Genomic DNA, 20,790 nt, shown 5'->3' with positions numbered 1-20,790 from the left:
TTAGCCCCCCAAGAATGCTTTGCGGACTTCTTCATCCGCGAGAAGGTCTTTGCCGCTGCCGGTATAGGCATTGCGGCCTTGCACCAGCACATAGCCTTTGTCGGCAATCTCCAGCGCCTGACGGGCGTTTTGCTCGACCATCAGGATTGGAATGCCGGTGCGGCTCACTTCGATGATCCGATCAAACAGCTCATCCATGACGATGGGCGACACACCTGCGGTGGGCTCATCCAGCATCAGCACTTTGGGCTGGGTCATCAGGGCGCGGCCCACGGCCACCTGCTGACGTTGCCCACCGGAAAGCTCGCCCGCCGGCTGATTGCGTTTGTCTTTCAGGATCGGGAAGAGGCCATAGACCTGCTCCATCGTATCCCTGAAATCGTCCTTACGGATGAAGGCCCCCATTTCGAGGTTCTCTTCCACGGTCATGGAGGTGAAAATGTTGTTCACCTGCGGCACAAAGCCCATGCCTTTTGCCACGCGATCCTGTGGTGTCAGGCTTGTGATGTCTTCGCCATCCAGCCGCACAGAACCTTGCCGCAGATTGAGCATGCCAAACACCGCTTTCATGCCGGTGGATTTGCCGGCACCATTTGGCCCGACGATCACAGCGATTTCGCCCGGGTTCACCGCAATGGTGCAGTCGTGCAGAATATCCGGCCCGTCTTTGCCATAGCCACCTGTCATGCTGTCGCCGACCAGAAAGGCGTCTGTTGTGTTCATCTCTTTCCCGGTGCCGACCGAACTCACCAGTTCGCCGCCGCCCTTCGGGTTGGTGATAGAGGCATCCTTGTTGCCACGATCATCCTGATAGGGGTTCCCCGTCATCCCAACTCTCCTCGCTGAGGGCGCAAGTTACCGTCAATGCACTGTCGTGATACCGCTGCAATACCGCTGCGATACAGACGCACTACCGACGTCTTATGCGCTCAGCTGTTCCTTATTTTTGAGGCCCGTGCCAAGATAGGCTTCGATCACCTGTTCATTGGCCTTGATCTCGTCCAGCGTGCCCTCGGCAAGCACTTTGCCTTCGGCCATGCAGATCACTGGATCACAGAGACGCCCAATGAAATCCATGTCATGTTCGATCACCACAAAGGTGTAATTGCGCTCTTTGTTCAGGCGGATAATCGCATCCCCGATGGTGTTCAGCAGGGTGCGGTTCACGCCTGCGCCCACTTCATCGAGGAAGACGATTTTGGCATCCACCATCATCGTGCGACCCAGTTCCAGCAGCTTTTTCTGACCGCCCGAAATCTGCCCGGCTTTATGATCTGAAAGATGCTCAATGGTAAGGAATTCAAGCACTTCGTCGGCTTTCGCCCGCAAGGCACGCTCTTCGTCGGCGATGCGTTTGCGACCAAACCATGTGTTCCAGAGCGTTTCACCAGACTGGTTGCCCGGCACCATCATCAGGTTCTCCCGGCAGCTCATGGAACTGAACTCATGCGCGATCTGGAAGGTGCGCAGCAAGCCCTTGTGAAACAGCTCATGGGGTGGCAGGCCGGTGATGTCCTCGCCGTCCATCGTGACACGGCCAGAGGTCGGTTTCAGAACCCCGGCAATCACATTGAAAATTGTGCTTTTCCCAGCGCCATTTGGCCCGATCAGCCCGGTGATGGAGCCAGGCTCGATCCGAAGGGTGGCACCATCAACGGCACGAAACCCTCCAAAATGTTTGTGAACGTCTTCTGCGACGATCATATGCTATCCCCCGTGAGCCTGTTTTACGCTCTTAAAATTTGAAGAAGCCCGGCATATGACCGGGCTACTCAGTGTCTACCTGCAGTGTAGCGCGATCTTAGCGATACTGGGCGGTCGTGATTTTGCCGCCTTCGATCACGATTTCACGATAGCCACCTGCGGCTTCGCCACCGTTGATCAGTTCGACAGCAGTTGCGCCGACATAGTCGATCTCACCGCCAGCGGCAAGGATTTCAAGGGCCTTGTCCAATTCACCTGCAGCAATCGGCTCACCCGGTGCGTTTGCAATGTCTTCGATCTTTGCAGAGTATGCAGCCGGATCGCTGGAACCTGCTGCCTGCATTGCCAACATGATCAGAGCGGCTGCGTCATAGCTTTCGCCGATGTATGGTCCAGAGGCGTCAACACCGGTGGCCGCAGCGGCTTCCAGCACGACGGATGGATCAGCGGCTTCGCTCCCCGGCAAAGTGCCAATCGAGCCTTCGATTTCATCGCCGAAGGTGGTTTCGAGGCCGGTGCCGATCATGCCATCTGGCAGCGCGAACGTGTCAAATGCACCTGTGTCCAATGCGGCACGGATCATGCCGGGGCCGCCTTGGTCAACATAGCCTGCGACGATCAGGATATCGCCGCCCGCAGATGCCAGCGCGGCAACCTCTGCAGAGTAGTCCGCTTTGCCATCTTCATGCGCAGAAGATGCGGTCACCTCGCCACCGGCCGCTTTGAAGGCAGCTTCGATGCTGTCAGCAAGACCTTTGCCGTAGTCGTTGTTGGTGTAGGTGATGGCCGCAGACTGAAAGCCTTTTTCAATCAGGACATTGGCCAAAACCTGGCCCTGACGTGCGTCGGAAGGTGCTGTGCGGAAGAACAGGCCGTTGTCGGTGGCATCAGACAATGCCGGGGACGTCGCAGACGGGGAGATCATCACCATGCCGTTTGGCACAGCCACATTCGCCAGCACCGCACCGGTCACACCAGAACAATCCGCGCCCATAATGCCCTTGACGCCATCAGACGTGATCAGGCGCTCAGCAGCAGCGGTTGCAGCAGCGGAGTCAACGCAGGTTGAGTCTGCACGCACAGCAGAAACAGTGGATCCACCAAGCAGCTTGCCGCTTTTGGACACTTCTTCCATTGCGATTTCCGCACCGGCAGCCATCGCTGGGGTCAGCGATTCAATTGGGCCTGTGAAGCCAAGGATCACGCCCAGTTTGATATCTTCTGCGGATGCAGCTCCGGCCAGCAACGCGCCAGCAGCAGAGGCCATAAGCAGCTTTTTCATTGTGGTACTCCCTAATGGTACTTTTTGTTTTTCCGGCTGAGAGCCTATGCGCCGTGGTTTCAAAAGAAAAGGGCCGAATGACTGATTTTTGATCATCTTTATCGCCCTGAATATGAGATACTTACAGGTATCATTTTCGAATAGGACATGGGCATGAGGCGTTTTCCGGCAATGAGCTTGGTATGTATGTGTTTGTTGGTGTTTGCAGTTCCAAAGGCGCATGCACAGAGTATTGAATCGTCACAAGGACGCTTGAAGGTCGAAGCGATTGTGACCAATCTGGAGGAGCCTTGGGCGGTTGCGCATCTGCCTGACAAATCCATGCTGATTACTCAGCGTGGAGGGGAGCTGTTCCACATCTCTCCGCAGGGCGCAAAGACGCAAATAGCTGGTGTGCCAGAGGTGCACGTTCAGGGGCAGGGTGGGCTTTTGGATGTTGTTGTTGATCGAGATTTCGAAAACACAGGTCTGATCTTTTTCAGTGCCTCCGTGGCTCAAGCCCGAGGGGCGGGTACAGCCGTGTTTCGCGCAGAGCTTTCGTCTGATCGGCATAGTCTAAGGAATGTGCTCAAGATTTTTGAAATGGCGCCGGGTAGCTCTGGTGGGCGCCATTTCGGAAGCCGCATCGTTGATGTCGGTGATAGGTCGTTGTTCGTCACAATTGGAGAAAGAGGTGATCGGCCCTCTGCACAGCAACTTGACCGTCATGAAGGCTCTGTGGTGCGCATCAATAAATCGGGTGGAGCCTACGCGCAGAACCCTTTTGTGGGAAAAGATAACGCCTTGCCAGAGATCTGGTCTTATGGCCACCGAAACCCACAAGGCGCAGCATTGGATGTCTTCGGGCAGCTCTGGGTCGTTGAACATGGTGCCAAAGGTGGAGATGAGATCAACGCTATTCTTAAAGGACGTAACTATGGCTGGCCGGTCATTTCTTACGGTAAGCATTATTCTGGCTTTAAGATTGGCGAGGGCACGCAGAAACAGGGAATGGAACAACCGGCCTTTTATTGGGATCCTTCCATCGCGCCATCTGGCTTGATGATCTATTCTGGCAAACTCTGGCCAGAATGGCGTGGGCATTTCTTTGTGGGTAGTCTGAAATCTGACTATATCAGTCGCCTTTCTGGCTTGGCGCTGCAGGAACGCGAGAGGCTTCGAGGACCTGCAACACAGCGTGTGCGTGATGTTAGGGAGGGGCCAGATGGGGGTATTTGGTTTCTTTCGGTGGACAAAGGCACCCTTTACCGGATGACACCGCGTGACTAAGCTTCTGCATATTAGAGCTTTGGTGCTTGAGGATTCTATGAAGAAATTTACTGTCTATGCGGCTTTATTGGCCCTTTGTATGGCGAGTGTGACGCAGGCTCAAACAAATCAGCGCACGCAGTTCAATCAAGGTTTGGCAATGTTCAACGAACTGGTCATGCAGCATGAGCTGGGCGAGGCCATAGACCTTATCCAAATCGACAAAGCCTACGGGGAAAAGGACATTGAAGCCCTCAACGATGTGCTTCGCAAAACAGTGCCAGACGATTTTGTCGGGAGTAGCACGGTGCAGACGGCTGCCCTTAAAAATGGCTTTCGGCAGGAGTTACTTGCCTACTGGACCGAGGCAGGGGATTACTTTTACGTCTACATCCTCATGCACCGGCGAGAGGACGGTTTTGCGGTTCTCAATTTGCAATACGGCAAGGATGTACAGGAACTACTTGGCCTTTTTTGACCAAGGCGCGCATCAGGCAGGTGCCTGGGCGCTTTGAGAACCGCGTTCCCTGTAGGGGGTTGTCTCGTAATGTGCTCGGTAACACTTCGAGAAATGGCTGGGTGATGCAAAACCACATGCGAGCGCCACATTGATCACGCTCATGTCCGTTTGCATCAGCAAGTTGCGTGCTTTTTGGAGCCGTAGCTCCATATAATATCGCTTGGGAGACCGGTTCAGGTAGCGTCGGAACAGGCGTTCCAGTTGACGCGTGGACATGCCGACATCCTTGGCTAGCAAAGAAGGGCTGATCGGTTCTTCGATGTTAGCCTCCATCATCTGGATAACCATCGACAATTTCGGGTGCCGGACCCCGATACGTGTCGGTACCGAAAGACGCTGTGTGTCCTGATCGGTTCGAATAGAGTTGTAAATTTGCTGATCTGCCACCCAATTGGCGATATCCTCCCCCAGATCCTGAGCAATAAGTTTCAAGAACAGGTCAATTGAGGAGGTGCCGCCAGCTGTCGTCATGCGGTTGCCATCGATGGTGAAAACAGCTTTGGAGAGCTCCACTTCATCGAATTCTTCTGCGAAACTGTCTTGGTTTTCCCAGTGAATCGTCGCGCGTTTGCCATCCATAAGGCCGGCTTTGGCCATGGTATAAGCGGCCGTGCACAGTCCTACGATGGGTGGCCCTCGGCGTGCTTCGCGGCGCAACCAGTTCAGAAGGCGTTTGGTGGTGGCCTTTTGAATTTCCAAACCACCGCACAACACAATAGTGTCATCGCGTTTTAATTCTTCAAGCCCTACATCCAGTTTGATGGTGGTTTGCGTCGAGCATGTTACCGTTTCGGTGTCTTCACCGCAGAGAATCCAAGTGTAGTGTTCTCTGCCCAATCTGCGGTTCGCCAGACGCAGACAATCGATCGCAGAAGCGAAGGAGAGCATGGTGAAATTCTCGAGAAGTACAAAAACGAAACGCCGGGGAGCTTTGTTTCCAGCTGTGGGCGCGATAGCCGAAGTGTTTGACATCGTTTCGTTTTCCCCGTTGTTAGGGGCGCAATGCAGCGCCTTGTATTGAGTGACTAGACGAATTGTTAACCCCACACGTCAAGGCCCGATATTTCATCTATGGTCCTATCACAAGAGCTTTTGTATAAGTGCGGTTCAACCTGTCCAATCGGAGTAAAGACAATGGCAGAATGGCAAAAATCTGACTGGCGCGCAAAGCCCCGAGTTCAGATGCCTGAATATACGGATGAGGCTGCGCTTAAGGCTGTGGAAGCCAAGCTTGCAAGTTATCCGCCGTTGGTCTTTGCCGGCGAAGCGCGTCGCTTGAAAGCTCAGCTGGGTGCCGCTTCTCGCGGTGAGGCCTTTTTGCTGCAAGGCGGCGATTGCGCGGAGAGCTTTGAACAGTTTAGCGCGGATGGCATTCGTGACACCTTCAAGGTGATGCTGCAGATGGCAATGGTGTTGACCTATGGCGCAAAAGTGCCGGTGGTCAAAGTCGGTCGGATGGCTGGGCAATTTGCCAAGCCTCGTTCGGCACCAACAGAGACCCTCGATGGCATTGAGCTGCCAAGCTACCGTGGCGATATCATCAATGATCTGGCCTTTACGCCAGAGTCGCGCATTCCTGACCCTAGCAAGATGTTGCAGGCGTATACGCAGGCCGCTGCGACGTTGAATTTGCTGCGTGCCTTCTCCACGGGCGGGTATGCTGATGTGCATCAGGTGCATTCTTGGACGCTTGGGTTCACCGAAGGTGAAAAAGCCGCGAAATACCGTGACCTTGCTAACCGTATTAGCGATACGCTTGATTTCATGAAGGCCGCAGGGGTGACATCAGACCGTCTGCATTCTCTCCAGACTGTTGATTTCTATACCAGCCATGAATCGCTGCTTTTGGAATATGAAGAAGCGCTGACACGTATGGATTCGACCTCGGGCAAATGGCTTGCCGGGTCGGGGCACATGATTTGGATCGGTGATCGCACACGTCAGCCGGATGGCGCGCATGTGGAATTTGCACGTGGTGTTCAGAACCCTGTCGGTTTGAAATGTGGCCCAACCACGACGGCAGAGGACCTCAAGGTTCTGATGGAAAAACTGAACCCAGAGAATGAAGCGGGGCGCTTGACGCTGATAGCACGCTTTGGTGCCGGCAATGTTGGCGATCATCTGCCACGCCTGATCAAAGCCGTTCAGGAAGAAGGGGCTAACGTGCTTTGGACCTGTGATCCAATGCATGGCAACACCATCAAATCAGCCACGGGCTACAAAACGCGTCCGTTTGACAGTGTGCTGCGCGAGGTGCGGGAGTTCTTCGGCGTCCACAAAGCTGAGGGCACCATCCCTGGCGGTGTGCATTTTGAGATGACTGGTCAGGATGTGACCGAATGTACAGGTGGTGTGCGGGCTGTGACGGAGGAAGATCTCTCCGCACGCTATCACACGGCCTGTGATCCCCGTCTGAATGCGAGCCAATCGCTTGAGTTGGCCTTCTTGGTTGCCGAAGAGCTTTCCAACCGGGATCAGGTGGCGACGGCAGCAGCTGTTTAAGCCTGTAAAAGCAAGTATTTAAGGGGCTGCGCTTTGGCGCGGCCCTTTTTTGTTTTAAAAAGCGAAAATAACCTCAAATTGCCTCTTGCATCTCCCCGGTGGTTAAAGCTAAACACCGCTCCACAGAGAGACGGTCACTTGATCGACACTCTGATGCGGAGAGGTGGCCGAGTGGTCGAAGGCGCACGCCTGGAAAGTGTGTAGGCGGGAAACCGTCTCCAGGGTTCGAATCCCTGTCTCTCCGCCATAAAAGAATGTCATTATGATAGATCGATCAACTCTTGCGCATAAAAAGCGCAGTAGCTGACTACTGAGGTCTGGGGATGCCGAAGGGCGGTCTGCTATGATCTATTTGCCTTTGTGCTGGGTCAGCCTTTGCGGATTGTAAATTCAAGCTGCCCGTTTTTTTCCGTCATTCCAATAAAGCTGTGGCCCGATTCATTGCAGAAGTGGGGGACGTCTACGATGGCTGCGGGATCATCAGCGATCAGACGCACCTCTGCGCCAGATTGAAGGGGTTCCATACGCTTGCGTAAGCGGAGAACGGGGAGGGGGCACAGCAGCCCGAGTGCGTCTATTTCCAGATCCATAATCCTCACATAGGCGCGATGTTTCATCCTGTCCACAGGGATGTTACCAGCGGAGAGGTGACGTTCCCAATCACATCCTCTAAGTGAGAGATATGTTTGGAATTGATATCATAGACGCCGGGCTCTTGCCGGCGATGGTCGTGGCGCTCGTAGCGGGCACCATCTCCTTCCTCAGCCCCTGTGTGCTGCCCATTGTGCCGCCGTATCTCGCCTATATGAGTGGCGTCAGTATGTCAGAGTTGACGACGCAGGAAGAAGCGCGTCGCAAGGCGATTATTGCTGCGCTCTTCTTTGTGCTCGGTTTGTCGACTGTGTTTCTTTTTCTTGGTTTCACAGCGTCAGCCTTTGGCGCATTTTTCCTGCAAAATCAGGAGCTTTTTAGCAAAATCGCGGGCGGTGTGGTGATCATCTTTGGCCTGCATTTTCTGAACGTCTTCCGCATCCCTTTCCTGGATCGTGAGGCGCGCATCGAGACCGGTGACAGTGGTGGGTCCGCCTTCGGGGCCTATGTGCTTGGGCTGGCTTTTGCCTTTGGCTGGACGCCCTGCATTGGTCCGCAATTGGGTGCGATTTTGTCGATTGCCGCTGGAGAGGCCTCTATTGCACGCGGAACCATTCTTCTGGGCGTTTATGCTGCGGGGCTGGGCATTCCCTTTCTGCTGGCGGCGATCTTCCTCAATCGTGCCATGGGTGTGATGAACAAGATCAAGCCGCATATGGGAACAATTGAGAAAGTTATGGGCGGCCTTTTGCTCTTTGTCGGCATCATGCTGTTGACCGGTGCCTTCTCAACTTTCTCTTTCTGGCTCTTGGAAACCTTTCCGGCACTTGCAACCCTCGGATAAGGCTTAATTTTGTCAAAGAGAGCCGCTACACTCCACCAAAACGGAGAGGCGGCCCATGGAGCAAGGCGAGTTTACATCAGTGCGGCGACGCCGGGTGTTTTATATACCCGGCTACGACCCGATCCATCCGCGCCGGTATCGCGAGCTGTATCGCAAGGAATCCGCTGCGCAGGCCGAAATTTCTCAATACGATATTCAGCTGGCGGCAAAGGTCGCTGATGGCGGGCCTTATGGCTGGCATGTTGCGAGCACGCAGGATGGTGCTGAGACGGCCACAGATGTCGAGGTGCTGATCTGGTCAGACATCGTGCGTGGCAGCATGGAACAGGGCATTCCGGCGACCTATGGGCAGCTTGTGCGCACCGCCTTTACCTATATTGGAAGTGGCGCATTGTTGCGCCTGATGAAGCTGCGCAAGGGGCCTGTCATTGCCGCCCTGTATCCCGTTTGTTTTCTTTTAATTCAATTGCTTATTGCAATTGGTTTAAGTTGTCTTCTTGGCGCGGCTCTGGCGCACTTTTTACCGGAGTGGACCTTTGTTTTTGGTGGGGTGATGCTGTGGCCCGTTTTGCGGTGGTTCCAAAAGCGCGATGGGAAGTTTTTTGCCTATTATCTGATGCATGACTATGCCTATTCGGCGGCGTCGAAAGGGGCCAATCCAGAAGATCTGGAAGGCCGGATGGCGGAGTTTGGCGCGCGCATTGAAGCAGCTTTGCAGGAGCCCTATGAGGAGGTTCTGGTGGTGGGGCATTCCAGCGGGGCGCATCTGGCGGTGTCGATATTGGCGGATCTGCTGCGCAAGGGGGCGGTGTGCGAGGAGGGGCCGAAACTCGGATTTCTCTCATTAGGTCAAGTGGTTCCAATGGTTTCCTTTCTGCCAAAGGCATGGCGTTTGCGGGCGGATCTGGCCTTTCTCTGTCAGCGTCAGGAGATCACTTGGGTGGATGTCACAGCGCCGGGTGATGGCTGTGCGTTTGCGCTTTGTGATCCCGTTGCGGTCTCAGGGGTGGCACCAGCGGAGGGGAAAATCTGGCCTTTGGTGGTCTCCGCAGCCTTTACTCAAACGCTCAGTGAAGAGCGTTGGGCGGAATTGCGCTGGCGGTTTTTTCGGCTGCATTTTCAATACCTTTGCGCCTTTGATCGACCGGGAGATTATGATTATTTCCGCATCACAGCCGGGCCCAAAACACTGGCTGAACGTTATGCAGACCGCAAACCTTCAGGGTCGCGAAAGGAAGGTGCCGTGAATAAATACACGTCAGTCGCGCCATGATCCCGCCAAAGCCAACGCCGCGGCCTGATAAAGTTTCGCTGCATCAATATGTTAGACTGTTTCGCAAAGATCTGCTTTCGGCGCAGCCGCAGAGGCTTTACCGCGCCTGGATGGCGGAGTTTCGCACGCCGTTCTTTCGCTCTTATATGATCAATCAGCCCGCGTTGATTGATGAGGTGCTCAAAAAGAGGCCTGATGATTTCCCTAAATCTCAAAGGGTTAGCGAGGGTTTGAAACCTCTTTTGGGGGAATCTGTCTTTCTGACCAACGGCGAGGTCTGGAAGCGGCAGCGGCGGATCATTGATCCGGCTTTTGAGGGCGGGCGGCTGCGCGATACCTTTCCGGCGATGTGGGCGGCCAGTGAGGCAGCGGTGCAGCGTTTGTCACAGCATGCTGGGCAAGTAATTGAAATAGAAGAAGAAACAAGTCATGCTGCAGCGGATGTGATTTTTCGGACGCTGTTTTCGATCCCGATTGATCACGAGGTGGCGGGGCAGGTTTTTGATGAATTTCGGACCTATCAGCGCAGTGCACCAATTGTTAACCTTGGTGCATTTATCCCTCTACCACGTTGGTTTCCAAGGTTTTTTCGAAAAGACACAAAACGCACAGCGGCCAGTATTCGTGGGTTGATCACTCAGCTGACTGAGGCGCGTATGGCAGAGATCACCGCCGGGTCCGCGCCGGATGATCTGGCCACAAAGATCATGACAACCACGGATCCTGTGACTGGAAAATCATTTGATACCAATGAGATGGTCGATCAGGTTGCGATCTTTTTCCTAGCTGGGCATGAGACCAGTGCCTCTGCGTTGGCCTGGGCACTGTATCTTTGCGCAGCCTTTCCCGAATGGCAGGAGAAAATCGCCGAAGAAGCTGCGGGGCTGACCCCGGATTTTGCGTCCATCAGCAAGCTGCGCATCAGCCGTGATGTGTTCCGTGAAGCGCTGCGGCTCTATCCGCCTGTTCCCATGATGGTGCGAGAAGCGAACTGTCCGGAAACCTTTCGTGAACGAAATATTCCTAAAGGTTCTCAGGTGGTTATCTCGCCGTGGCATCTGCATCGACAGGAGCGGTTGTGGGATAATCCCGATGGGTTTGATCCGGCGCGGTGGCACAGTGAGAATGGCAAGACATGCGCGCGTGAAGCCTTTGTGCCGTTTTCAGCGGGGGCGCGGGTGTGTACCGGGGCGGGCTTTGCGATGGTGGAAGGTGTGCTGATGCTGTCGATGATTTTGAAGCACTTTCGCATCTCGCCAGAGGGGCCGCCGCCAGTGCCCATTGCGCATCTGACAGTGCGGTCGCGTCATGGCATTAACCTTCGGCTGGAGCGCCGGAAATGACGTCGGTATCGCGTCGGTATCCCAACGGTATTGCGGCGGTGGATTTCAGGCCCTCTGCGGGTTAACGAAAAGGGCGCCTGAAGGCGCCCTTATGCAACAGATCACTGCTGATACCACCACACACCGGGCAGCCATTCGACCCCATCGCCATAGATCGGCAGCTGCTCCGGATAGTGCAGCTCTTTTTGATGTGCGATGCGCCCGACGGCATAGTTCCAGATCGGGATCACATAGCGGCCTGTGGTCAGCACCCGATCAAGCGCCTTGGTGGCGGCCACGAAATCTTCCTGTGATGTGGAGGAGAGCATTTTGTCGATCATCGCGTCGATCGCCGGAGATTTCACCCCCATCAAATTACGCGAGCCTTCCTGATCGGCGGCCTCTGATCCCCAATAGAGCAGTTGCTCATTTCCGGGGCTGAGCGAAATGGCGCGGCGGTAGTTGGTGAGGTCAAAGTCAAAGGCATTGGTGCGCAGCTTGTATTGGGGACCGTCCACCAAAGTGATGGTCACGTCTGCGCCGAGGCCTTCAAGCGCTTTGGCATAGATGTCTGTGATGGCTTTGTTCTCAGTGTCGCCCTGTTTGAGCAGGATCTCGAGGGAGAGCACCTCGCCAGCAGCGTTTTGCATTTTGCCATCGACCACGGTCCAGCCTGCTTCTTCCATCAAGCCCATGGCCTTGCGCAGGTTGGCGCGGTTGCGCACCGATCCGTTGGATTGCGGCAGGCTGTAGCCAGCGAGGGCCTCGGGGGGCAGGCTGTCTGCGAAGGGGGTCAGAAACTCTGCGACACGACCGGTTGCAGGGCCGTCTTCCATGCCGAGCAGGGAGCCGGAGAAATAGGAGGTAATCCGAGGCTGGCGGCCACCGGTCATGGTGTCGTTGATGAACTCGAAGTTGAAGACATGCATTAGAGCGTCACGCACGCGGATGTCATCCAGAGGCGCACGGCGTGTGTTCATCACAAATCCGGTGATGCCGGAGGGTTTTTGATGGGGGATTTCCGATTTCACAATGTCGCCGGATTGCGCGAGGGGGAAATCATAGCTGGCGGCCCATTTTTCTGCGTTGAATTCCCGCAGGTAAGAAATCTCACCGGCTTTGAACGCTTCAAACATCACGGCGTTGTCGCCAAAGAAGTCGATTTTGATTTCATCGAAGTTTTGCGTGCCCTGACGGAAAGGCAAATCTTTGCCCCAATAGTCTTCGTCCCGTGTGAGCGTGACAAAGCGACCTGCTTCAAAATCGGAGATCACATAGGGGGCGGTGCCGATGGGCACATCCTGAAGCGTGATGTCTTCAAATACTTTACCGTCGAACTGTGCCTTCTGCAGAATCGGGCGCAGGCCCGCGATCAGGGCGAGCTCCCGGTTGTCGGTGTTAAAGGTGAGACGCACGGAACGAGGGCCGGTGGCTTCGATTTTTTCGACCTGTTGCCAGAAGCCGAGATAGCGCGGATGTCCCACCGTGCCGAGGGTTTCATAGGACCAGATCACATCTTCGACGGTGACCGGCGCGCCATCAGAGAATCGGGCCTCTTCGCGCAGGGTAAATTCGACCCAGGAGCGGTCTTCTGGTGTTTCAATCGATTCGGCGAGCAGACCGTAGAGCGCAAAAGGTTCATCCCAATTGCGGCCCATCAGAGATTCATACGCAAAAAAGCGCAGCTGCCATGGCACGGTGCCTTTGCGCACGAAGGGGTTGAGAGAATCAAAACTACCGCTGTTTCCGGTGATGACGCGCCCGCCTTTGGGGGCGTCGGGGTTGGCATAGGGCAGGGCCGTAAAATCGGCGGGCAGGGCCGGATCGCCATACATAGCAATGCCATGACGCGGCTCCGCCTGCGCTTGAACACCAAGAATCACAAGGGCGAGAGCAGCGGTCATGCGCTGTATTTTGGGGAAACATACTGATGTCATTGCAGAGACAATCCTGTTGGTTGCTTGTTTTGCTTGCTGAAAAAGTAACGGCGGATTCGGGGCTTATCAAACTTTTAGCTTGGAGCCCGGCGTCATAACGCTTATAAAGGTCTCACTGCTCGATAGGTTTCTTGCCTGTATGAAACCTGCCTCAATAACTTCACGCCCGCTTCGCGCGGGCGTTTTTTTTGGCCCGGGCATCTCTCTACGTAAGACTACGGTGCGGGTGCATACCCCCTTATTTTGCGGGTGCAGCATGCTATGGTGCGGCCAAGGTATTTCAAGAGAGGCGGCATCATGAGCTTGAAGGGTAAAACGGCAATTGTGACGGGGTCGAACTCGGGAATCGGTTTGGGAATCGCGCGGGAGATGGCGCGGGCCGGAGCCGACGTTGTGCTCAATTCTTTCACCGACCGCAACGAAGATCACGCATTGGCGGCAGAGATTTCGGCAGAATTTGGTGTGAGCGCGCGCTATATCGCGGCGGATATGTCCGATGGGGCGCAGTGTCGCCAGTTGATCGAGACCGCCGGGGGCTGTGACATTCTGGTGAACAATGCGGGCATTCAGCATGTGGCCCCGATTGACGCGTTCCCGGTAGAGAAATGGGATGCGATCATTGCGATCAATATGAATTCGGCGTTTCATACCACGGCGGCGGCTTTGCCACATATGCGCCAGCGTGGCTGGGGCCGGGTGGTCAACATTGCCAGCGCGCACGGGCTGACTGCATCGCCTTTCAAGGCGGCCTATGTGGCGGCCAAACATGGGGTGGTGGGCATGACCAAGACTGTGGCGCTGGAAACCGCAGAAGAGCCGATCACCTGCAATGCCATCTGCCCAGGCTATGTGTTGACGCCATTGGTGGAGGCGCAAATCCCGGACACCATGGAGAAATATAACATGGGGCGAGAAGAGGTGATCAAGAAGGTCATGCTGGAGCGTCAGCCGAGCCGGGAATTTGCCACGGTGGAGCAATTGGGCGGCACCGTGAATTTCCTCTGTTCTGATGCGGCGGCGCAGATCACCGGCACCACACTCAGCGTCGATGGTGGCTGGACCGCCCTGTAACACAGAGGTTGGACCCAGATAGGAGAGAAGTCTCATGAAGCGCATCAATCTGGCACTACAGGGTGGGGGCGCACATGGGGCTTTCACCTGGGGGGTCCTGGACGTTCTGTTGCAGGATGAGGACATTGAGATAGCCGGGATCACCGGCACCTCAGCCGGGGCCATGAATGGGGCCGCGTTGAAGGCGGGCATGCTGCGAGATGGGCGGCAGGGCGCGCGCGACAGTCTGCGCTGGTTCTGGGAGCAGATGGGCGCCCATCAGATGCCGGGTATGGATCTGTGGTTTGCAGCTGTGCCGCCGGGGGCGGTCAGTCGGGCGATGGATTATAGCTGGCCGTTTATGGCAGCGGATATGTTGCAGCGGATGACATCGCCCTATGCGATGGGGCCGTTTTATGAGCACCCCCTGCGCGATATTGTCGATCAGCTGAGTTTTGATCTGGTCTGTGCGGAGGCGGGGCCGGAGCTGTTTGTCTGTGCCACCAATGTGCGCAGTGGCAAGGCGCGGGTGTTTTCCGGACAGGAGATCAGCACCGAGGCTTTGCTGGCTTCCGCCTGTCTGCCAACCCTGTTTAAGGCGGTGGAGATTGCCGATCCGGAGACTGGCAAAACCGAAGCCTATTGGGATGGCGGCTATACTGGCAATCCTTCGCTCTGGCCGCTTTACAAGCGTGATTTGCCAGAGGACGTGGTGATCATCAATATCAACCCGCTGCGCCGCGAAACCCTGCCGGTGACGCCGCAGCAGATTGGCAATCGGATCAATGAAATCAGTTTCAACGCCTCTTTGATGAGCGAGCTGCGGGCGGTGGCCTTTGTGCAGCGGTTGATTGATCAGGGCGCGCTGACACGGGAAGAAAAGCGCGAGGTCAAAGTGCATATGATTGCCGATGATGACCTGATGACGCGCCTGTCTGTGGCCACCAAAAGCTGGCCTGTGACCTCGGTATTGCTACACCTCAAAGAGGCTGGCGAAGCGGCAGCCAAACAGTTTCTGAGCGCCCATAAGGCGGATCTGAATGTGCAGGGCACCGTGGATCTTGCGGCGATGTATGGGGTCTGAGCGGCGCTGTTTAAAAACAAGTTTTGGTAAAGCGCATGCTTTGAGCTATGGAAGTCGCAGGTATTTTTGCAAGAGAACGAGGGTGTTATGACGCCAGAGAAGCTGAGAGAGATTTATGGAGAGGCCTCGCCCCACGCATCCAAGAAAGTGATTTCTCACTTTGATGCGCATTGCCGCAGCTTTATCGCGCATTCTCCGTTTCTGGTGCTTGTCACCTCTGATGGCACCAATCTGGACGCCTCGCCCAAGGGCGATCCTGCCGGTTTTGTGGAGGTGGAGAGCGACCGAACTCTGTTGATCCCGGACCGTCCAGGTAACAATCGGATTGATGGGTTGCTCAATATTCTGGCGCATCCGAAAGTCTCCATCCTGTTTATGATCCCCTCGGTGGCGGAGACGCTGCGGGTGAATGGGGTGGCAGAGATCAGCGATGATGCAGAGCTTTGTGCGCGGTTTGCCATTAAGGGCCGCGCGCCCAAAACCGTGTTGCGGGTGCGGGCAGAGGAGATTTTCCTGCATTGCGGCAAAGCGCCGATGCGGTCGGGGCTCTGGAAGCCGGAAAGCTGGCCAGCGGAGCGCCCGCTGCCGTCGCTTTATGCGATGATCAAGGATCATACGGAGATGGAGGTGGAATCCACCACGCAGGCCTATGCAGAGCAGCGCTACAAAGACACGTTGTATTGAGGTGGTGCGCTGCGCGCCGCTATTGGCGGGCAAGCACCAGCAGAGAGTGGGTGAGATACCCGCCTGCGCTGTCTTGCCCATAGCTGCCTGAGAGCTTGTAGACTGCCCATTTTTGCGGATCCCAGTTATGGGCCAGCATATGCGCGTGGGCCGCCTCAGCGCTTTCAAAAGCCAGACCGCCCGGATAAAGGCCAAACAGCATTGGGCCAAATTTGACCACGGTTTTATCTTGGGCCAGCGCGGTATCATAGCTCTCGCGCGCGCCGATGGTGAAAATGGGGTCCGTCACCGTTGCGCGCACGACCGGAGAGAGCGCAGGCCGTATGCCAAACACAAACACGATGAGCAGCAGCGCCAAGGTGCCGATGGTCACATAAGCCAGATGCCGCATAGGTCAGTCTTCAGAAGGTTTAGACGGATCTTTTGGATTTGGGTAAACCAGACCGGCGGAGATCACCAGTTTGGCGGCATCTTCCACGGACATGTCCAGCTCGATCACGTCATCTTTGGGGAAGAACAGCAGAAAACCCGATGTGGGGTTGGGTGTTGTCGGGACAAAGACGCTCATCAGCGGGCTGGTTGTGGCCGCAGTCTGAGCCACTTCGCCTTTGGCATTGGTGGAGATGAAGCCGATGGCCCAGATGCCGCGGCGCGGGTATTCGATCAGGCAGGCTTTTTCAAAGGTGCGTTCGCTCTGTGCAAAGACGGTTTCGGCGATTTGTTTCACACCGGAGTAGATTGAGCGCACAACCGGCATGCGATCCACCAGGCTTTCGGCAAAGCGGATGAGAGAGCGCCCGAGAATGCCCTTGGCGATCCAGCCGACAATCACAGTGAAGATCAGAAAAATGATCAGCCCGACGCCGCGCAGGTTGATGCCAATATATTCTTCGGGCTGAATGGTTTGCGGCACCAGCGGAAGTACAAAGCCATCGACCCAGCCCATCAGGGTCCAGATCAGCCAGATGGTCAGCGCGATGGGCAGGATCACAACAATGCCGGTCAGAAAGCTTGACCGCAGTCGCGCCAGAAAGCCGATTTTGTGTTTTGTGGGATCTTCGTCAAAAGGCGTTGTCATTGCGTGGTCCTGCAGGAATTCTCCTGACTAGTTAGGCATTTGTGGCCAAGGCTGCAATGACGTTTACGTGGGGGCCGCTTTTGGTGCGGGCGCGGCGGGTCTGCGCGCCCGGCAGGTGCTTATTTTGCGGGCAGGCTGGGATTTCCCCAAACCGGCCCTGTTCAGGCCACAAGCGCGGCGGCGATGTCGGCGGCCAGACGGGCATTGTTGCGCACCAAGGCGATATTGGCCACCAGCGAGCGGCCTTCGGTCAGCTCAAAGATGCGTTGCAGCAGGAAGGGGGTGACGCCTTTGCCCGTCACGCCTTGCTCTTCGGCTTCGCGGGTGGCCTGTGCAATCACCGGGGCCAGATCTTCGGCCGGGATTTCATCTGCGGCTGGGATCGGGTTGGCGACAAGCTGGCCGCCGGGCAGGCCCATGGCACCGCGCATTTTATGGGCGGCGGCGATTGCGGCGGCGTCATCCATGCGCAGAGGCGCGGTGAGATCGGATTGTGCGGACCAGAAGGCCGGGAAGCTGTCCTGACCATAGGCAATCACCGGCACGCCGTTGGTTTCCAGCACTTCCAGCGTTTTTGGCACATCCAGAATGGCTTTGGCGCCTGCGGCCACAACGGTGACGGGCGTGTGGCCCAGCTCTGTGAGGTCGGCGGAGATGTCAAAGCTCTCTTCAGCGCCTTTGTGCACACCGCCGATGCCGCCGGTGGCAAAGACGGAAATGCCCGCAAGATGCGCGGCAATCATGGTGGCGGCGACGGTGGTCGCGCCGGTGCGGCCCTGAGCCATGATCACGGCCATGTCGGCGCGGCTGACCTTGGCGACGTCTTTGGCCTGTGCGAGTGCTTCGAGCTGCTCATCGGTCAGGCCTGCGTGCAATGTGCCGTTGATCACGGCCATCGTGGCCGGCACGGCGCCTTTTTCACGGATGTCGTTTTCGACCTGACGCGCCACTTCGAGGTTTTGCGGATAGGGCATGCCGTGGGTGATGATGGTGCTTTCCAGCGCCACGATGGGGGTGCCGTTTTTCTTGGCTTCTGCCACTTCGGGGGACAGGGTGATCAGGCTCATGTGGCGTGTTCTCCAGAGACGTATTTGGCGGCAGCGGTGAGGGCGCGTGCGAGCGCCTCTTCGCGGCTGCTGCCTTGAGATTCGGCCACGATATGTGCGGCCATGAAAGTGTCGCCTGCGCCGGTGACACGGGTCACCATGACCGCAGGCGGTTGTTGGGTGATGACGCCGTCCACCGTGCCATCAGAGGCGGCGTTGCCACCATCCGTGACCAGCGCACGGGCCGCGCCACGTTTGACCAGGCCCTCGGCGGCGGCTTGGGACGTTGTAAACTCGGTCTGGCACAGGGTGCCGGCCTCTTCGAGGTTCACATAGAGCACGGAGCGGGAGTGGCGCAGGAAGGGCATGAGCCGCTCGGCCTTGCCCGGAGATGCTGGGGCCACGCGCAGGTCAGCCGCCGCAAACAGCGGGCTGCGGGCAATCTGATCCAGCAGGCGCTGGGTGAGGTTGCCATCCAGCGCAATCAGGCCCGCATAAGGCGCGGCCTCTGAGCCAAGCGTGCCGTTTTCCAGCGGGGCCAGAATTTTGTCGCCTGCGGCCTCAAGGGAATGGGCATCTGCGATGGCGGCAATCAGCCCGTTTTTGCCTTCTACGGCCATATAGGTGTCGGTGGGCAGATCGGCGGAGCGATAGACATAGTCCATGATCGCGCCCATTTCACGACAGGCGGTCATCAATTCATCGCCTTCCACATCCTGACCAATGGCCGAAAGCGCGGCGGGACGCAGACCAAAGCGCGCCAGCGTCATGGCGATGTTCCAAGCCACACCGCCGGGCAGGCGGGTGATGCGGCCGGGCACATCAGAGCCCTGTCGCATGTGGCTGGGGGCGCGGCCGATGATGTCCCAGAGGACAGAGCCAATGCAGAGAATGTCAGGGCGTGTGGTCATGGGCGTGCTCATGGGGGCTCCTAGCGCGCAGGCGCGCGGGATCAGGCGGTGAAGGCGGCGTGCAGCTCTTTGAGCTTGGCCACAGGATCTTCGGCGCGCCAGATCTCTTCGCCAATGCCAAAGAAATCTGTGAAGGGTGAGAGTTTGGCGATGATCTCCCCATCCAGCGCGCCTTCGGCCACAACTGGCACTTCAATCATCTGCGACCACCATTCAAAGAGGTCTTTTTCCGCCAGCGTGCCATCGCCCAGCGTGGTGGCCCCGACGGGGCCGAAGCTGACGTAATCTGCGCCATGTTCACCGGCGGTCATGCCCTCATGAGAAGAGGCCCCGCAGAAAGCGCCGATGATGGCATCTGCGCCCAATTCTTTGCGGGTTTTGCCCACCGAGCGCCCGGCATCGGTGAGATGCACCCCATCCAGGCCAAGGCGTTCGGAGAGTTGCACATGTTCGTCAATCACAATGGCCACATCACGGGCATGGGCCACTTCGCGCAGGGCATCCGCGGCGCGTGACAGGCGATCTTCGTCGCGGGTGGCCAGAGCCATGCGCACGCAGGCGATGTCCGCAGCATCCAGCACGGCAGCAAGTTGATCGGGGAAACGGGAGAGTTCGATTTCTGGCGGGGTGATCAGATAGATCTGCGGCAGCTCTGTCTCGGACATGCTCTGGTTCCTCGTGGTTTGATCGCGCCGCTATAGCGCGGTTTTTTTGGCTTGGCTATCGTGAGTTTCCGACTTTGCGGTGGGCTTTGCAAAAGAGATTTATGCCTCCGGCGGGGATATTTACAGTCAAATAAAGCCGGGGTGGCTTGTTTTGCAGGGGCGGCGAGGGTATCAGCGGGCGGATTTTTCAGGAGAGAGCCATGACCACCGCGACACCGCAGCCCGCTTTTGTTCTTGTGCGCCCGCAGATGGGGGAAAACATCGGTGGTGCGGCGCGGGCGATGCTGAATTTTGGTCTTGATAAAATGCGGGTGGTGGATCCGCGCGACGGCTGGCCCAATGAACGCGCGGTGGCCATGGCCTCAGGCGCAGGAAGGGTGCTGGACGGTGCCTTTCTGACGCAGACCACGGCGGAGGCGCTGGAGGACTGTCACTATGTGTTTGCGACCACCGCGCGGGCGCGGGGGCTGACCAAACCGGTGGTGACGCCTGAGACAGCGATGAAGCAGGCGGCGGAACGCATTGCGCGCGGCGAAAAAGTGGCTGTGCTGTTTGGGCCAGAGCGCGCCGGGCTTGAGAATGAGGATATTGCGCGGGCCAATGCCATTATCAATGTACCGGTGAACCCGGAATATGCCTCGCTCAACCTTGCGCAATGTGTGTTGTTGACCGCCTATGAGTGGCGGCGTCAGTCTGCGGATATCGTGCATGAGCGCGTGGATATGACCAAGACGGACTGGGCCAATCATGCCGAGATGGAGGCGCTTGAGCGCCATTATGAAGAGCGGCTGGATGAGGCAGGCTTCTTCTTTCCACCAGAGAAGGCAGAGGGCATGAAGGTCAATCTGCGCAATATGTGGAGCCGTATGCCGATGACCCGTGCGGATGTGCAGATGCTGCATGGCGTGCTGCGACAGATGGTCCGCTGGAAGGAAAAGGGCTGATTTTCTGCCTTTCTTGCAAGGCACTGCAGGTCCGTAGCCCATATCAATTCGTACCCGAGAGTGGTTGAAGCTTCCGCGTGGCCAAATTAGGCTCACGCGCAAGAG

The 20,790-nt window shown here is 56.7% G+C and carries 21 protein-coding genes and 1 tRNA gene; 11 read left to right on the top strand and 11 right to left on the bottom strand.

Annotation, left to right across the window (positions count from 1 at the left end; translation table 11 throughout):
* From J7382_RS06280 to J7382_RS06270, 3 genes are all read right to left on the bottom strand, one after another.
* Positions 1-828 (bottom strand): ABC transporter ATP-binding protein, encoded by an 828-nt coding sequence (locus J7382_RS06280; protein ID WP_209068050.1) that lies wholly within the window; start codon positions 826-828, stop codon positions 1-3.
* Positions 829-921: 93 nt separating this feature from the next.
* Entirely contained in the window at positions 922-1,704 is a 783-nt protein-coding gene (locus J7382_RS06275; RefSeq protein WP_058240907.1) for an ABC transporter ATP-binding protein, read from the bottom strand.
* A gap of 97 nt (positions 1,705-1,801) precedes the next feature.
* Complete coding sequence (locus tag J7382_RS06270) at positions 1,802-2,986, bottom strand: ABC transporter substrate-binding protein (RefSeq protein WP_209068048.1); 1,185 nt, start codon at positions 2,984-2,986, stop codon at positions 1,802-1,804.
* Between the two features lie 153 nt (positions 2,987-3,139).
* Between J7382_RS06270 and J7382_RS06265 the strand changes: the two genes are divergently transcribed.
* Both J7382_RS06265 and J7382_RS06260 read left to right on the top strand, forming a co-directional pair.
* Positions 3,140-4,255: a PQQ-dependent sugar dehydrogenase gene (locus J7382_RS06265; protein ID WP_209068046.1), complete on the top strand. Its 1,116-nt coding sequence runs from the start codon at positions 3,140-3,142 to the stop codon at positions 4,253-4,255.
* 37 nt (positions 4,256-4,292) lie between these two features.
* Positions 4,293-4,712: a hypothetical protein gene (locus J7382_RS06260; RefSeq protein WP_209068044.1), complete on the top strand. Its 420-nt coding sequence runs from the start codon at positions 4,293-4,295 to the stop codon at positions 4,710-4,712.
* Positions 4,713-4,724: 12 nt separating this feature from the next.
* Here J7382_RS06260 and J7382_RS06255 read toward each other — a convergent pair whose 3' ends face one another.
* On the bottom strand, positions 4,725-5,726 hold the full coding sequence (locus J7382_RS06255) for a GlxA family transcriptional regulator (protein ID WP_209068042.1): 1,002 nt from the start codon (positions 5,724-5,726) through the stop codon (positions 4,725-4,727).
* A gap of 162 nt (positions 5,727-5,888) precedes the next feature.
* Here J7382_RS06255 and J7382_RS06250 point away from each other — a divergent pair, with 162 nt between their 5' ends.
* Both J7382_RS06250 and J7382_RS06245 read left to right on the top strand, forming a co-directional pair.
* Complete coding sequence (locus J7382_RS06250; protein WP_209068040.1) at positions 5,889-7,256, top strand: 3-deoxy-7-phosphoheptulonate synthase class II; 1,368 nt, start codon at positions 5,889-5,891, stop codon at positions 7,254-7,256.
* 157 nt (positions 7,257-7,413) lie between these two features.
* Positions 7,414-7,503 (top strand) — tRNA-Ser (locus J7382_RS06245).
* A gap of 121 nt (positions 7,504-7,624) precedes the next feature.
* On the opposite strand, the gene J7382_RS06240 is transcribed toward J7382_RS06245, so the two are convergent.
* Positions 7,625-7,873 (bottom strand): sulfurtransferase TusA family protein, encoded by a 249-nt coding sequence (locus tag J7382_RS06240; RefSeq protein ID WP_247744865.1) that lies wholly within the window; start codon positions 7,871-7,873, stop codon positions 7,625-7,627.
* A 65-nt stretch (positions 7,874-7,938) separates the two neighbouring features.
* On the opposite strand from J7382_RS06240, the gene J7382_RS06235 reads away from it, so the two are divergent.
* Genes J7382_RS06235 through J7382_RS06225 form a run of 3 tightly spaced genes read left to right on the top strand, consistent with a single transcriptional unit; the run spans position 7,939 to position 11,307 of the window.
* Positions 7,939-8,691 carry a cytochrome c biogenesis protein CcdA gene (locus J7382_RS06235; protein WP_058240901.1) on the top strand — a complete coding sequence of 251 codons (753 nt, stop codon included), beginning with the start codon at positions 7,939-7,941 and terminating at the stop codon, positions 8,689-8,691.
* 55 nt (positions 8,692-8,746) lie between these two features.
* The gene (locus tag J7382_RS06230) at positions 8,747-9,964 is read left to right on the top strand and encodes a hypothetical protein (RefSeq protein WP_209068039.1); all 1,218 of its coding nucleotides are present in this window, start codon (positions 8,747-8,749) and stop codon (positions 9,962-9,964) included.
* Complete coding sequence (locus J7382_RS06225; protein WP_209068038.1) at positions 9,961-11,307, top strand: cytochrome P450; 1,347 nt, start codon at positions 9,961-9,963, stop codon at positions 11,305-11,307. The genes J7382_RS06230 and J7382_RS06225 overlap by 4 nt, the downstream gene beginning before the upstream one ends.
* A gap of 101 nt (positions 11,308-11,408) precedes the next feature.
* On the opposite strand, the gene J7382_RS06220 is transcribed toward J7382_RS06225, so the two are convergent.
* Entirely contained in the window at positions 11,409-13,190 is a 1,782-nt protein-coding gene (locus J7382_RS06220) for an extracellular solute-binding protein (RefSeq protein WP_247744864.1), read from the bottom strand.
* A gap of 330 nt (positions 13,191-13,520) precedes the next feature.
* On the opposite strand from J7382_RS06220, the gene J7382_RS06215 reads away from it, so the two are divergent.
* The 3 genes from J7382_RS06215 (at position 13,521) to J7382_RS06205 (ending at position 16,041) form a co-directional block, all read left to right on the top strand.
* Positions 13,521-14,294, top strand: coding sequence for a 3-hydroxybutyrate dehydrogenase (locus tag J7382_RS06215; protein ID WP_209068036.1), 774 nt, complete (start codon positions 13,521-13,523; stop codon positions 14,292-14,294).
* Positions 14,295-14,328: 34 nt separating this feature from the next.
* Entirely contained in the window at positions 14,329-15,357 is a 1,029-nt protein-coding gene (locus tag J7382_RS06210; RefSeq protein WP_058240896.1) for a patatin-like phospholipase family protein, read from the top strand.
* Positions 15,358-15,444: 87 nt separating this feature from the next.
* Positions 15,445-16,041, top strand: coding sequence for a pyridoxamine 5'-phosphate oxidase family protein (locus tag J7382_RS06205; RefSeq protein ID WP_209068035.1), 597 nt, complete (start codon positions 15,445-15,447; stop codon positions 16,039-16,041).
* 19 nt (positions 16,042-16,060) lie between these two features.
* On the opposite strand, the gene J7382_RS06200 is transcribed toward J7382_RS06205, so the two are convergent.
* The 5 genes from J7382_RS06200 to J7382_RS06180 form a co-directional block, all read right to left on the bottom strand.
* Positions 16,061-16,432 (bottom strand): hypothetical protein, encoded by a 372-nt coding sequence (locus J7382_RS06200; protein WP_058240894.1) that lies wholly within the window; start codon positions 16,430-16,432, stop codon positions 16,061-16,063.
* A gap of 3 nt (positions 16,433-16,435) precedes the next feature.
* Positions 16,436-17,119 carry a DUF502 domain-containing protein gene (locus J7382_RS06195; RefSeq protein WP_058240893.1) on the bottom strand — a complete coding sequence of 228 codons (684 nt, stop codon included), beginning with the start codon at positions 17,117-17,119 and terminating at the stop codon, positions 16,436-16,438.
* 161 nt (positions 17,120-17,280) lie between these two features.
* Positions 17,281-18,186 carry a pseudouridine-5'-phosphate glycosidase gene (locus tag J7382_RS06190; protein ID WP_209068033.1) on the bottom strand — a complete coding sequence of 302 codons (906 nt, stop codon included), beginning with the start codon at positions 18,184-18,186 and terminating at the stop codon, positions 17,281-17,283.
* Positions 18,183-19,076, bottom strand: a complete 894-nt coding sequence (locus J7382_RS06185) for a PfkB family carbohydrate kinase (protein WP_209068292.1) — start codon at positions 19,074-19,076, stop codon at positions 18,183-18,185. Before J7382_RS06185 ends, J7382_RS06190 begins: the two co-directional genes overlap by 4 nt.
* A 41-nt stretch (positions 19,077-19,117) precedes the next feature.
* The gene (locus J7382_RS06180) at positions 19,118-19,741 is read right to left on the bottom strand and encodes a thiamine phosphate synthase (RefSeq protein WP_209068031.1); all 624 of its coding nucleotides are present in this window, start codon (positions 19,739-19,741) and stop codon (positions 19,118-19,120) included.
* 200 nt (positions 19,742-19,941) lie between these two features.
* Here J7382_RS06180 and J7382_RS06175 point away from each other — a divergent pair, with 200 nt between their 5' ends.
* Positions 19,942-20,685: an RNA methyltransferase gene (locus tag J7382_RS06175; protein WP_209068029.1), complete on the top strand. Its 744-nt coding sequence runs from the start codon at positions 19,942-19,944 to the stop codon at positions 20,683-20,685.
* The last annotated feature ends 105 nt before the right edge of the window (positions 20,686-20,790 follow it).

This window comes from Shimia sp. R11_0, assembly GCF_017744035.1.
In the GTDB taxonomy this organism is placed as follows: Bacteria; Pseudomonadota; Alphaproteobacteria; order Rhodobacterales; family Rhodobacteraceae; genus Shimia; species Shimia marina.
This window is presented reverse-complemented; position numbering and strand designations above follow the sequence as displayed.

Excerpts from the sequence above, each read along its gene's own strand:
- J7382_RS06280 (WP_209068050.1), bottom strand. The coding sequence starts at position 828 with ATGACGGGGAACCCCTATCAGGATGATCGTGGCAACAAGGATGCCTCT.
- J7382_RS06275 (WP_058240907.1), bottom strand. The coding sequence starts at position 1,704 with ATGATCGTCGCAGAAGACGTTCACAAACATTTTGGAGGGTTTCGTGCC.
- J7382_RS06270 (WP_209068048.1), bottom strand. The coding sequence starts at position 2,986 with ATGAAAAAGCTGCTTATGGCCTCTGCTGCTGGCGCGTTGCTGGCCGGA.
- J7382_RS06265 (WP_209068046.1), top strand. The coding sequence starts at position 3,140 with ATGAGGCGTTTTCCGGCAATGAGCTTGGTATGTATGTGTTTGTTGGTG.
- J7382_RS06260 (WP_209068044.1), top strand. The coding sequence starts at position 4,293 with ATGAAGAAATTTACTGTCTATGCGGCTTTATTGGCCCTTTGTATGGCG.
- J7382_RS06255 (WP_209068042.1), bottom strand. The coding sequence starts at position 5,726 with ATGTCAAACACTTCGGCTATCGCGCCCACAGCTGGAAACAAAGCTCCC.
- J7382_RS06250 (WP_209068040.1), top strand. The coding sequence starts at position 5,889 with ATGGCAGAATGGCAAAAATCTGACTGGCGCGCAAAGCCCCGAGTTCAG.
- J7382_RS06240 (WP_247744865.1), bottom strand. The coding sequence starts at position 7,873 with ATGAAACATCGCGCCTATGTGAGGATTATGGATCTGGAAATAGACGCA.
- J7382_RS06235 (WP_058240901.1), top strand. The coding sequence starts at position 7,939 with ATGTTTGGAATTGATATCATAGACGCCGGGCTCTTGCCGGCGATGGTC.
- J7382_RS06230 (WP_209068039.1), top strand. The coding sequence starts at position 8,747 with ATGGAGCAAGGCGAGTTTACATCAGTGCGGCGACGCCGGGTGTTTTAT.
- J7382_RS06225 (WP_209068038.1), top strand. The coding sequence starts at position 9,961 with ATGATCCCGCCAAAGCCAACGCCGCGGCCTGATAAAGTTTCGCTGCAT.
- J7382_RS06220 (WP_247744864.1), bottom strand. The coding sequence starts at position 13,190 with ATGACCGCTGCTCTCGCCCTTGTGATTCTTGGTGTTCAAGCGCAGGCG.
- J7382_RS06215 (WP_209068036.1), top strand. The coding sequence starts at position 13,521 with ATGAGCTTGAAGGGTAAAACGGCAATTGTGACGGGGTCGAACTCGGGA.
- J7382_RS06210 (WP_058240896.1), top strand. The coding sequence starts at position 14,329 with ATGAAGCGCATCAATCTGGCACTACAGGGTGGGGGCGCACATGGGGCT.
- J7382_RS06205 (WP_209068035.1), top strand. The coding sequence starts at position 15,445 with ATGACGCCAGAGAAGCTGAGAGAGATTTATGGAGAGGCCTCGCCCCAC.
- J7382_RS06200 (WP_058240894.1), bottom strand. The coding sequence starts at position 16,432 with ATGCGGCATCTGGCTTATGTGACCATCGGCACCTTGGCGCTGCTGCTC.
- J7382_RS06195 (WP_058240893.1), bottom strand. The coding sequence starts at position 17,119 with ATGACAACGCCTTTTGACGAAGATCCCACAAAACACAAAATCGGCTTT.
- J7382_RS06190 (WP_209068033.1), bottom strand. The coding sequence starts at position 18,186 with ATGAGCCTGATCACCCTGTCCCCCGAAGTGGCAGAAGCCAAGAAAAAC.
- J7382_RS06185 (WP_209068292.1), bottom strand. The coding sequence starts at position 19,076 with ATGACCACACGCCCTGACATTCTCTGCATTGGCTCTGTCCTCTGGGAC.
- J7382_RS06180 (WP_209068031.1), bottom strand. The coding sequence starts at position 19,741 with ATGTCCGAGACAGAGCTGCCGCAGATCTATCTGATCACCCCGCCAGAA.
- J7382_RS06175 (WP_209068029.1), top strand. The coding sequence starts at position 19,942 with ATGACCACCGCGACACCGCAGCCCGCTTTTGTTCTTGTGCGCCCGCAG.